This window comes from Bradyrhizobium sp. USDA 336 (genome assembly GCF_044908355.1).
Classification (GTDB): domain Bacteria; phylum Pseudomonadota; class Alphaproteobacteria; order Rhizobiales; family Xanthobacteraceae; genus Bradyrhizobium; species Bradyrhizobium yuanmingense.
In genome coordinates this window covers 4,357,205-4,368,681 of record NZ_JBIYDC010000002.1, presented here as the reverse complement: position 1 = coordinate 4,368,681, position 11,477 = coordinate 4,357,205, and the positions used below count along the sequence as shown (strand labels likewise).

The window sequence follows — 11,477 nt, the reverse complement described above, 5'->3', positions numbered from 1 at the left end:
TCACATGAGTAGCTTGAAAATGAACAATGTTCAAGAAGAATCGCGGCGCGATCAGAGAAAATTTCGCCGCCGGCTCCATATCGTCGAGATCGCCCGCGGCATCATCTCAGCTAAGGGGTTGAGATCATTGAAGGTTCGGGATGTTGCCGAGGCTGCCGGCTGCTCGGTCGGCAGCGTCTATAACGAGTTTGGCGACTTCGACGGGGTCATTCTGACGGTGAACCGGGAAACGGTTCAGGCGCTCACGGCCCGGCTCCGTGCTGTTCCTGCCGAGGATCCGGTCCGCCAGCTCTATGGGCTCGCCGAGACTTATCTCGACTTCTTCGCCGCGCACGCCAATTTGCTGCGCTCCCTGTTCGAGCATCGGATGGAGGACGATCGCCCCTATCCGGACGACATCCTCCAGATGGTGATGGATGCGTTCGCGCTGATGCATCCGCCCCTGGTGCGGCTATTGCCGGATGCGGACGACGTGAAGATCGCACTGCTGTCACGCACGCTGTTTTCCGCCGTGCATGGCATCATCTCGCTCGGCCTCGAGGAGCGCATGGTGGCCGTGCCGCCGCAGATGCTGCGCCAGCAGATCGAACAATTCGTCGACACCCATCTCGCAGGACTTGGAATTCTGCCCCTGAGGTGACGATGCCATCACCCTCGTGCAGCGACCGCTTCGCGCGGGCGTGGCGCAACGACGACAACGTCCGATCGCCCGTTCTCGACTTGAACGCGGTTGCGGCCCTTTTCCTTGGCGCGGTAACAGGCGGCATCCGCGCGCCGCATCGCATCCTCGAGCGTGATGTTGCCGTCTGCGATGCAGGCGACGCCGATGCTGGCGGTCACGGCAAAGCAACGGTCGTCCCAGGCGAAATTGAACAGCTCCAGCGACCGGCGCAGACGCTCGGCGATGTCGACGGCATCGAAGGGCGAGCATCGCGGCAGGATCAGGCCGAATTCGTCGCCGCCGAGCCGGGCCACCAGATCATGCGCATGCCGGTCCTGCTGCAGCAGGCGCGAGACCTGGCAGAGCAGGCGGTCGCCGGCGAGGTGGCCGCAACTGTCGTTGACGCTCTTGAATTGGTCGAGGTCGAGCAGGATGAGGGCGAGCGCACCCGCCGCGGCATTGTCCAGCTCGGCTTGCAGGCGCGCCTCGAAGGCGCGGCGGTTGGAGAGGCCGGTCAACCAATCATGCGATGCCTGCCAGGCCAGGCGCTCCTTCTCGGCATGCAAGGCGTCTTCGAAGGTCTGCCGTTGCCGCACCAGGCGCCGCGTATGCCAGATCAGGAGCAGGATCAGCGCCGCAGCCGTGATGATGTTGATGCCCGTCAGCGTCAGCTTGATCGCCCGGGATCCTTCGCCGAGGACGGTGGAGAATTGCTTGGCATGCACCGTGAACTGGGCATTGAGCTCCGATAGCCGCGACGACAGGAATTGCAGGCGGTCATCGTCCTGAATGGGACCTTTCTTCAGCTCGGATCGAATGACCTCGCCGAACACGCTGAGCTCCAGCAGCATGGGATCGGTGGCGGCCCATTCCCTGATTGCGTCCTGGAGGAAGCTGACGCGATTGAAATAGCGAAACAGCCAGATCAGTCCCGGGACGTCATCGGGATGGTTGCCGCCTTGCAGAAAGCCGACGCGGGCGGCCTCGACGTCGACCGGATCGCGTTCCAGCGCCCAGCGTGCGAACTCGTCGCCGATGGGGACGGCGAGTGAAGCCTGATATTGCGCGAACTGGCTCGGTTCGCCCGAATGCAGATAGAGATTGAGGAAGTAGACCGCGTTCTTCTGCGAGCGCGACCAGAGTGCTTCGCCGGCGACATAGGCGCGGACCGACGACATCACCTCGAGACTGAATCCGGCGATCGCCGCCTGCAGCACGACGACCATCACGAAAGGCGAGACGAGCTTGATGACGTGAAGGAGGTTGCCGCCCTCCGCCGACGCCGCTGTTCTGCGAAACACACCAGTCCCCAAGTCGATCGACGCGCCCTAGAGGGCGTTGCGCCTGCAACGCAAAGTAGACGAGATGGTTGCTTAACTCGACCTGAAACGCGCGAGGGATTGTGACGGAGGGTGAAGGTAATGTGACGTGGATGCGCGCAGATCGTTTCAAATGCCGCGAAATCGGAGCTGATGCGATATCGCGAACCAATGCCTCATCATTGCGAGCGCAGCGAAGCAGTCCAGCCTGCCTCCGCGGCATCATTCTGGATTGCTTCGTCGCAAGAGCTCCTCGCAATGACGACGTAGCGGCGGACGGGCGCTACGCACTCTCCGTGGACGTGTGTCCTACACCAGCACCGGCTTGCGCACGCGACCGGCGTCGCCGAACACGCGCAGATAACGCTCGATTTCCGAGGGCAGGCCGGTCGCCTTCTCCGGATTGTCGGAGAGCTTGACGGCCGGACGGCCGTCGACCGATGAGACCTTGCAGACCAGCGAGATCGGATCGAGGCTGATTGAGCCGTCCGGCGTGCAGCCGACGAAATCGTTGGTGAGGTTGGTGCCCCAGCCAAAGGAGAGCCGCACGCGCCCTGCGAAGTGGCGATAGGTGTCCTCGATCGAGCCGACGTCCATCGCGTCGGAGAAGACGAGCAGCTTGTCCTTGGGGTTGCGACCCTGCTTCTGCCACCAGGCGATGATCTCCTCGCCGGCCTGGATCGGTGGCGCGCTGTCGGGGCGGAAGCCGGTCCAATCGGCGACCCATTCCGGTGCATCGCGGAGGAAGGTCCTGGTACCGAAGGCGTCGGGCAGCGCGATCAGGAGGTTGCCGCCGTAAGTCTGACGCCACTGGTCGAGAATGCGGTAGGGCGCCCAGCGCAATTCCTCGTCGTCCCTGGCGAGCGCGGCGGCCACCATCGGCAGCTCATGCGCGTTGGTGCCGATGGCTTCGAGATCGTTGTCCATCGCGAGCAGCACGTTGGAGGTGCCGATGAAGGAGGGGCCGAGGCCTTCCTTCACCGCCTCGACGCACCAGCGCTGCCAGAGGAAGCCGTGGCGGCGACGCGTGCCGAAGTCGGAGAGCCGTAGGTTCTCGAGCCGGCGCAGCCGTTCGACCTTGGTCCACAACTTGGCCTTGGCGCGGGCGTAGAGCACGTCGAGCTCGAAGCGGCCGCGGCCCTTCATGGCCGCACGCGAACGCAGCTCGTTAAGGATCGCAAGTGCCGGAATCTCCCACATCGTGGTGTGGGTCCAGGGCCCGTGGAAATGCAGCTCGTACTGGCCCTCGACCTTGCGCAGCTCGTATTCGGGAAGGCGGAATTCCGCCAGCCAGCGGATGAAATCCGCCGAGAACATATGGGTCTTGCCGTAGAAGGTGTTGCCGGCCAGCCAGATCAGCTCTTTCTTGGTGAAGCGGATGGTGCGGGCATGGTCGAGCTGGGCGCGCAGCTCGCCCTCGTCGATGATCTCGGCAAGCCGCACATGGCGCGAGCGGTTGATGACCGAGAAGGTCACCTTCTGATCCGGGTAATCCTCCCGAATCATCTGCAACATCAATAGTTTGTAGAAGTCGGTATCGAGCAGGCTGCGGATGATGGGATCCAGCCGCCAGCTGTGATTGTAGGTCCGGTTCGCAATGTCAGTCACTGTCATGGGGGGATTTTAGCGCGGCTCCCCCTGCGCAACCAGTGGGTTTGGGAAGGGCAGTCTTGCGGAGCGCGGCGCCTGATATCAGGGCATGACAACGGCAGGTCAGAACGTGGCGGCCGTCGCCGCAACGGCCTCGAGCTGGCTTCTGACCCAGCGGTGGGCCGGGTCCTTCTGGTAGCGCTGGTGCCAGACCATGAACATCGGCAGCTCGGCCAGGGTCTTCGTGCGGGACGCCAGCGGGATCGGTGTTTGCGCAAAGCCGCGCATTACGTCGGACGCGAGCAGGCTCGGCATGCTCGCCAGCATCTGTGAGCCGCGCAGGAACGACGGCACGCCGGAGAAGCTCGGCACGGAGATCGCGATGTCGCGGTGGAGCCCGTTCGCTGCCAGCCGGCGGTCGAAGTCGAGCCGCTCATTGTCGGTATAGACCACGGTGATGTGACGCGCCGCGAGATAAGCGCTGCGGCTGGCAGGCGCGGCGCGCGCTTTGGGATCGTAGTAGCAGACGTAGTGATCCCTCAGCAGCCGCTTCTGCACGATGTCGACGCCGGACGGCGGCAGCGGCGTGATCAGGAGGTCGCAGCGGTTTTCGCGCAGCATCGCGGGCGAGGGCGATTGCGAGGGGATCACGCGCAAACTCAGGCTCTTCACTTGTGCGGCGACGTGATCGAAGAACCGCGGCAGCAGCAGGTCGCGCTGGAAGTCGTTGGCCGCGATCGTCAGCGACAGCTGGGCCTCCTCCGGCGCGAAGCTGACGCCGCCGGCAAAGCTGCGCATCTCGTCGATCAGCGCGCGTGCCTTGCCGGCCAGTGCCTGCGCATGGGCCGTCGCAACGATGCCACGGCCGGACTTGGCGAACAGCGGATCGCCGGCAATGCGTCGCAGCTTTTTCAGGGCGTGGCTGACGGCCGATTGCGTCAGGCCGAGCCGCGTCGCTGCCGCCGTCACCGAGCCTTCCTCCAGCACCGCCAGGAACAGCTCGAGGGCATGGCCGTCGAGGGCCAAATGATCGATTTCCTTCATGCAATTCATTATAATTCATCTATTTATCTTGAGAATAGGCTGGCTCATGCTCTCCCGATAAGCCGCCCGACCCCGGGCTCCCAGGGAGAGACAACGCCGATGAATGCCCAGGCGCCAGCCTTGCGGGATCCCCGCCTCAATCGTCCCGAGCCCTTGACGCCGCCGCTCGGCGACGGCGGCTTCTTCCAGCGCGACCGCGCGATCCATCCGCCGGCGCATGCGCCTGGCTACAAGTCCTCGGTGCTGCGCTCGCCGCGCCAGTCGCTGCTGTCCTTGGAGAACTCGATCTCGGAGATCACGGGGCCAGTGTTCGGCCACAACGATCTCGGCCCGCTCGACAATGATTTGATCCGCAACTACGCCAAGGACGGCGATCCCGTCGGCGAGCGCATCATCGTCCATGGCCGCGTGCTGGACGAGACCGGCCGGGGCATTCCGAACACGCTGGTCGAGTTCTGGCAGGCCAATGCCGGTGGCCGCTACCGGCACAAGAAAGACACCTATCTGGCGCCGATCGATCCGAATTTCGGCGGCTGCGGCCGCGCGCTCACCGACGACACCGGCTACTATTACTTCCGCACCGTGAAGCCCGGCCCCTATCCCTGGCGCAACTACGTCAACAGCTGGCGCCCCGCCCACATCCACTTCTCGGTGTTCGGCTCGGGCTTTGCGCAGCGGCTGATCACGCAGATGTATTTCGAAGGCGATCCGTTGATCCCGGTCTGCCCGATCCTGACGACGATCCCGGACAAGGACGCGCTCGACCGCCTCGTGGCGCCGCTCGACCTCAACGCCTCGACGCCGTTCGACTCGCTCGCCTACCGCTTCGACATCGTGCTGCGCGGCCAGCGCTCCACTTACTTCGAAAATCGCACCGCGGGGAACTAACGCCCATGCCGCAACCGCTCAACTATCTCAAGGAAACCGCCTCGCAGACCGCCGGGCCCTACGTCCATATCGGCCTGATCCCGGCCATGGCCGGCTTCGACATCTTCGAGACGAATTTTTCCAACGTGCTGGTGACGCCGAACACCAAAGGCGAGCGCATCACGCTGGAGGGCAAGGTGCTCGACGGCACCGGCACGCCGCTGCGCGACGTGCTGCTGGAGATCTGGCAGGCCAATGCGGCCGGCCGCTACAACCATCCTGCGGATCGCTCCGCCGGCGCGCTGGAGGACGAGTTTCGCGGCTGGGGCCGCGCCGGCTCCGACTTCGACAGCGGCCTCGTCACCTTCGAGACCATCAAGCCGGGCGCGATCACCGACAGGACGGGGCGCAAATGCGCGCCGCACGTCAACGTCTGGATCGTCGCGCGCGGCATCAATATCGGCCTCAACACGCGGCTCTATTTCTCGGACGAAGAGGCGGCCAACGCCGCCGATCCCGTGCTCAAGCTGATCGAGCAGCCGGCCCGGCGCGCGACGCTGATCGCAAAGCGCACCGAGCGCGCCGGCAAGGTCGTGTATTCCTTCACGATCAATCTGCAGGGGCCGGAGGAGACGGTGTTCTTCGACGTGTGAGGTGTCGGGCCGCCGTCCTTCGATCATTCCACCCGGTCGTCGCGCCTGATCGTTCCGCGCGCGAGGAATTGCGGTGGCTGCCGCATTTCGCGCGATACAGTTCGATCGGGTGGATCGCGCCCCACTTTTGGTTTCAACTCCACCAGATCGATGAATATGTCCGCCTGCCGGCGCAGGTCGTCGGCGATCATGGGCGGCTGAGTGGAGAGTGTGGAGACGACGGTCACGCGGACGCCGCGGCGTTGCAAGGCTTCGACCAGCGAACGGAAGTCCCCATCGCCCGAGCACAACACGATCTGATCGACGTGCTGGGCAAGCTCCATCGCGCTTACGGCAAGGTCCACATCCATGCTGCCCTTCACCTTGCGGCGGCCGGTAGCGGAGTCGACGAACTCCTTGGCGAGTTTGGTGACGACGGTGAAGCCGTTGTAGTCGAGCCAATCGATCAAGGGGCGGATCGACGAATATTCCTGATCCTCGATGATCGTCGTGTAGTAGAAGGCCCGTAACAGCGTAGCTCGGCTTTGAAATTCACTGAGCAGGCGTCTGTAGTCGATCTCGAAGCCGAGCGCCTTAGCGGTGGCATGGAAATTGGAGCCGTCGATAAAGAGCGCGCTCTTCCCAAGCGAAGACATTATGCACAACTCCCAGGTTCGGCACGAAAGCCGACCGTCCAGCCGAAATGGCGCGGCGTATCGGCGGGAAATACTTGAGCGCGCCGATGGCTTGCTGAAAAAGCGGCGCAGACGACCGGACAGGGTTGGCCGCCTTGCGCCGAGGTTAGGGAGGTTCCATGCCACCAGCGCCAGGGCGCCGAATGCTGTGACGCTAGGGCGAGGGCGTGCCCCGCTCAATTGTACGGAGGTAAGGCGCCTCTATCCAAAGGATGGGGCGCCATATACGAAGGTAAGTGGCAACGAGAGACATCGCGGTTCTGCGCGGCGCGTCGATCAGACATGCCCCGGTCCTTTGTCCGGTGCCTCAGCCTTCGCCGCCATGGAGCCGCGCGCGAAACGCGCGTGGCGATACCCCCGTGGCGGCGGCGTAGACTCGGCTGAAATAGGCGGGGTCCTCGAAGCCGAGGGCGTAGGCGATCGTCGAGACCGGCAGGTTGGTGTAGACGAGGTTGCGCCGCGCCTCCCGGATCAGTCGGTTGAGGATCAGATGCGAGGCGGTGTCGCCGGTCGCCGCCCGCGTGATCCGGTTGAGATGCGTCGGCGTCACCGACAGCGCCTCGGCATAGTCGGCGACGCTCCAGCGCTCCAGATGATGCTGCTCCAGCAGCGCCTCGAAGCGGCGGAACAACCCGCTTTCCGCGGTGCCGTTGCCGCCGCTCTCGCCCGTGAGCGCGCGGGCCACGAGCCCGATCATGGCCGACGATAAGGCGCGCAGCACATGCGCACGGCCGAAGTCGCGCGCGGCGTGCTCGGCGAAGATCTGCTTCATCGTGGCGCGGATCTGCGGCGTGCCGCGCACCACCGCCGACCGCGACAGCGCTCCGCGCAGGCCCTCGGCGGCGAGCAGCGCTTCATCGAGAATCTCCGCGGCGATGGTCAACACCCACCCTTGCGTATCGGGCACGAAGCGGAAGCCGTGGACGTGGCCGACCGGCACGTTGACGACCTGCATTGGCCTCAGCGGCACGACGCGCCCGTCGAGCGTCGCCTCGCCGCCGCCGCGCTCGATCAGCAGCACCTGGTGCAGCCGGGCATGGCGGTGCACGGCCAGCGTCCAGTCGTGCAGCACCGAACGCGAGGCGATCGTCTCGCAATGCACGACATCGGGCAGATCGCCGGACTCGCCGAACAGATTGTAGACCCGGATGGCCGGGGCGGGGGCCGCGCTTTTCATGTTCGAATAGTACAAGACAAAGGCGAAACCCTCCATCGGTCTGAGGCTTAACGTATGCAAAAAAATGCCGACGGAGGACGCAAAAATGAAAGTTCAGGTCTGTATCATCGGCGGGGGGCCGTCCGGGCTGTTGCTGTCCCAGCTCCTGCACCTCAAGGGCATCGACACCATCGTGCTGGAGAAATACAGCCGCGACCACGTGCTGGCCCGGATCCGCGCCGGCGTGCTCGAGCACGGCTTTGCGAAGCTGATGCGCGAGGCGCAATGCGGCAAGCGGATGGACCGCGAGGGCGAGATCCACAACGGGTTCGAGATCGCCCATGACGGCGTGCTCTCCCACATCGACCTGCACAAGCATTCCGGCGGCAATTCGGTCCTGGTCTACGGCCAGACCGAGCTGACGCGCGACCTCTACGAGGCGCGCGACCGGGTCGGCGGCAAGGTCGTGCACAATGCCGAGGACGTCACGCCGCACGATCTGACGTCGGATCGGCCCTATGTGACGTATCGCTCGAACGGGCAGACGCTCCGCGTCGATTGCGACTACATCGTCGGCGCCGACGGCTTCCACGGCGTCAGCCGCAAGTCGATCCCGAAGGACGTGCTGCGCGAATATGAGAAGGTCTATCCGTTCGGCTGGCTCGGCGTGCTGTCGCGCACGAAGCCGGTATCGCCCGAGCTGATCTACGTGAAGCACGAGCGCGGCTTTGCGCTGTGCTCGCTGCGCTCGCAGGTGCTGAGCCGCTACTACATCCAGGTGCCTTTGACCGACAAGGTGGAGGACTGGAGCGACGACGCGTTCTGGGCCGAGCTGAAGCGCCGCCTGCCGGACGAGGTCGCCGGCCGCCTGATCACGGGTCCGTCGATCGAAAAGAGCATCGCGCCCTTGCGCAGCTTCGTCGCCGAGCCGATGAGCTATGGCCGCCTGTTCCTCGCCGGCGATGCCGCGCACATCGTGCCGCCGACCGGCGCGCGCGGATTGAACAGCGCCGCATCGGACATCTACTATCTCTATCACGCGCTGCTCGCGCATTATCAGAGCGGCGACGATGCCGGTCTCAAGGGCTATTCCGCCAAGGCGCTCGCGCGAATCTGGAAGGCGCAACGCTTCTCCTGGTGGATGACGATGATGCTGCACCGCTTCCCCGACCGGATCGAATATGAGGATCGGCTGCAGCAGACGGAGCTCGACTACCTGCTCTCGTCCGAGACGGCGCAGCGGCTGCTCGCGGAGAATTATACGGGGCTGCCGTTTTAGGCGATCATCACTCTCACCCTCCCCTGGAGGGCCCCTCCAGGGGAGGGTAAGAGGTTGCTACTTTCCTTCCAGCGTATTGACCGGAATCCAGTCCGGCGGCGGCGGAGTCTGCGTCAGCACTTTCGCACGCTTGGCGAACCGGGCTGACGCAGGATCGATCTTCGCGACGCCCTCGAACGCATCGGCCGCCTTGGCAAACTCCCGTGCCCGCCAGCACGCCAGCCCTTCCGCATAGGCTGCGGCGACCTTCGCCTGCTCGGCGCTTTCCGCGCCGGTTTCCGCCAGCGGCTCGAACACCCTGATCGCCTCGCCGCGGCCCTGCACCCTGATCGCATCGAGCTCGCGCCAGGCGAAGCTATCGCCAGTCTGCGCCATCGTGGTTTCGGACACCATGATCGCGGTGCCGTAGTATTTGTTGGCGCCTTCGAGCCGCGAGGCGACGTTCACGGTGTCGCTCATCACGGTGTAGTTGAAGCGGCGGCGCGAGCCGATATTGCCGACCACGGCTTCGCCACTGTTGAGCCCGATACGGTGCGACAGGCCGTGACCGGCGAAGGCGGGATGGCCTTCATTGAGCTCGGCCAGCGTTTCGTGGCACTTCAGCGCAGCACGCACCGCATTGCGCGCATGGGCGGGATCGTCGGCCGGGGCACCGAACATGGCGACGATGGAATCGCCGATATATTTGTCGACGTAACCGCCATGGCCTTCGATGATGTCGGTCATGGCGGACAGATATTCGTTCATGAGCGTCACCAGCTCGACCGGCGTCATCGCCTCGGCGATCGACGAGAAACCGCTGAGGTCGGAGAAGAACATGGTGACATTGCGCATCTCGCCGCCGAGCGCCGGCATCTTGCCGGAGGCGACCATGGTCTCGATCACCTCGGGCGCGAGGTAAAAGGCAAAGCTCTTGCGCAGGAAGCGCTCGTCGCGGTCGGCCAGCACGAAGCGATAGCCGATCATGATCGCGAGCGCGGCAAGGCTGGCGAGCGCCGGCTCGGTCAGCGGCAGCGCCAAGGCATGGACGAATGCGCCGACGGCAACGACCACGTAGACGATGGTGAGCCCGAGCCAGGCGATCAGGGCGCCACTCGGCGCAAACACGCCGGCCGCGCAGGCGATGACGGCCGCGAACGCGATCGTGAGAAGGGTGCGCGAGGGAAAGCCGAGCTCGGTCACGGCATCGCGCTCGATCAGGTTTCGGACCGCAGCGGCGTGCACGAACACACCGGCGACGTCGCTGCGGGCCCTTTCCGCGGTGTCCGCAGCCGCGGGCAGGGCACATCGCGCCGACGGCGTTCCGTCATGGCCGCCGGACAGGCGCATCGAGGTGAGCTTGCGATCCTCGAAGTTGAGGACGGTCCCGAGCAGCACGACCTTGCCCTCGAAGGCGCGCCGGAAGAAATCGCGGTCGCCTTTCTCGACGCAGGCGCGCAGATCGCCAAAGGAGAAGGTCGGAACGTCGCGACTGAGGCCGCGGAAGTTGAGCGTCAGCGTGTTCGGTACAGTGCTCGGGATTGCGTAGCCGGACAGCCCAGCCGCGCCGGATGGCGCCATCTCGACCTTCTCGCCGAGCGCGCGGGCGGCGAGCTCGACCGCCATTGTGGGCACCGGCTTGCCGTCGATCGAGAAGCTGAGCGGCATCCGCCGGATGACATCGTCGGCGTCGGTGTGGACATTGAGCGCGCGGACGTTGTTTCGCACCGCCAGTCGCTGCGCACGGTAGGGCACTTCCGCAAGGTCGTTGCTCAGGATCTCGCCGAGCACCAGCTTGCCGTTGTCGGAGATCTGCCGCAGCGCGATCAGATAGTCCCGGTCAAATCCGCGCATCCGGGCACCGAGCGGCGCGTCACCAAAGGGAATCTCGGATTGCTCGATCGAGTTCTTGAAGATGACGTCGAAGCCGATCACCTTGGCGCCGCCGTCGCTGATACTGCCGAGCACCCGGCCGATCTCGCGCGTCCAGGTCTGCGTCGGCGATCCCTTGAAGGGCGGGGTCTCGTAGGTTTCGCCGTCGATCGCCACGACGACAACCGGCGACGTCGCGGGATCGCGACGCTCGCCGATGATCTTCCCGCGTAGCGCGGTGAGGATGTCGAGCGAGAGGCCTTGCAGCGCCTGTAGCGGCGGGGACGTGAAGACCGCGCCCGCAAGGAGCGCGATCAGGATTGCCGCAACGATGTCCCGTCCCCCGATCCGCCGCATCGCCCCGTCGCCAATTCCGCTTATTC

10 protein-coding genes are annotated in these 11,477 nt (G+C 64.8%); 4 read left to right on the top strand and 6 right to left on the bottom strand.

Annotation, left to right across the window (positions count from 1 at the left end; genetic code table 11):
• Positions 1–19: 19 nt before the first annotated feature.
• Positions 20–640 (top strand): TetR/AcrR family transcriptional regulator, encoded by a 621-nt coding sequence (locus tag ABIA45_RS21330; protein ID WP_404655724.1) that lies wholly within the window; start codon positions 20–22, stop codon positions 638–640.
• Between the two features lie 8 nt (positions 641–648).
• On the opposite strand, the gene ABIA45_RS21325 is transcribed toward ABIA45_RS21330, so the two are convergent.
• The 3 genes from ABIA45_RS21325 to ABIA45_RS21315 all read right to left on the bottom strand — a co-directional run bounded on the left by ABIA45_RS21325 (position 649) and on the right by ABIA45_RS21315 (position 4,623).
• On the bottom strand, positions 649–1,962 hold the full coding sequence (locus ABIA45_RS21325) for a GGDEF domain-containing protein (RefSeq protein ID WP_225139044.1): 1,314 nt from the start codon (positions 1,960–1,962) through the stop codon (positions 649–651).
• Between the two features lie 327 nt (positions 1,963–2,289).
• Positions 2,290–3,594, bottom strand: coding sequence for a nicotinate phosphoribosyltransferase (pncB, locus tag ABIA45_RS21320; protein WP_404653516.1), 1,305 nt, complete (start codon positions 3,592–3,594; stop codon positions 2,290–2,292).
• Between the two features lie 99 nt (positions 3,595–3,693).
• On the bottom strand, positions 3,694–4,623 hold the full coding sequence (locus tag ABIA45_RS21315; protein WP_404653514.1) for a LysR family transcriptional regulator: 930 nt from the start codon (positions 4,621–4,623) through the stop codon (positions 3,694–3,696).
• Between the two features lie 90 nt (positions 4,624–4,713).
• Between ABIA45_RS21315 and pcaH the strand changes: the two genes are divergently transcribed.
• Positions 4,714–5,502, top strand: coding sequence for a protocatechuate 3,4-dioxygenase subunit beta (gene pcaH / locus ABIA45_RS21310; RefSeq protein ID WP_404653512.1), 789 nt, complete (start codon positions 4,714–4,716; stop codon positions 5,500–5,502).
• 5 nt (positions 5,503–5,507) lie between these two features.
• Positions 5,508–6,134: a protocatechuate 3,4-dioxygenase subunit alpha gene (gene pcaG, locus ABIA45_RS21305; RefSeq protein WP_404653511.1), complete on the top strand. Its 627-nt coding sequence runs from the start codon at positions 5,508–5,510 to the stop codon at positions 6,132–6,134.
• Positions 6,135–6,157: 23 nt separating this feature from the next.
• On the opposite strand, the gene ABIA45_RS21300 is transcribed toward pcaG, so the two are convergent.
• Together ABIA45_RS21300 and ABIA45_RS21295 are read right to left on the bottom strand one after the other, a co-directional pair.
• Positions 6,158–6,769 carry an NYN domain-containing protein gene (locus ABIA45_RS21300; protein WP_157285476.1) on the bottom strand — a complete coding sequence of 204 codons (612 nt, stop codon included), beginning with the start codon at positions 6,767–6,769 and terminating at the stop codon, positions 6,158–6,160.
• Between the two features lie 346 nt (positions 6,770–7,115).
• Positions 7,116–8,021: a helix-turn-helix domain-containing protein gene (locus tag ABIA45_RS21295; RefSeq protein WP_157285477.1), complete on the bottom strand. Its 906-nt coding sequence runs from the start codon at positions 8,019–8,021 to the stop codon at positions 7,116–7,118.
• 49 nt (positions 8,022–8,070) lie between these two features.
• Between ABIA45_RS21295 and pobA the strand changes: the two genes are divergently transcribed.
• The gene (gene pobA, locus ABIA45_RS21290; RefSeq protein WP_404653510.1) at positions 8,071–9,243 is read left to right on the top strand and encodes a 4-hydroxybenzoate 3-monooxygenase; all 1,173 of its coding nucleotides are present in this window, start codon (positions 8,071–8,073) and stop codon (positions 9,241–9,243) included.
• A gap of 57 nt (positions 9,244–9,300) precedes the next feature.
• On the opposite strand, the gene ABIA45_RS21285 is transcribed toward pobA, so the two are convergent.
• The gene (locus ABIA45_RS21285; protein ID WP_404653509.1) at positions 9,301–11,451 is read right to left on the bottom strand and encodes a CHASE2 domain-containing protein; all 2,151 of its coding nucleotides are present in this window, start codon (positions 11,449–11,451) and stop codon (positions 9,301–9,303) included.
• Positions 11,452–11,477 lie beyond the last annotated feature (26 nt).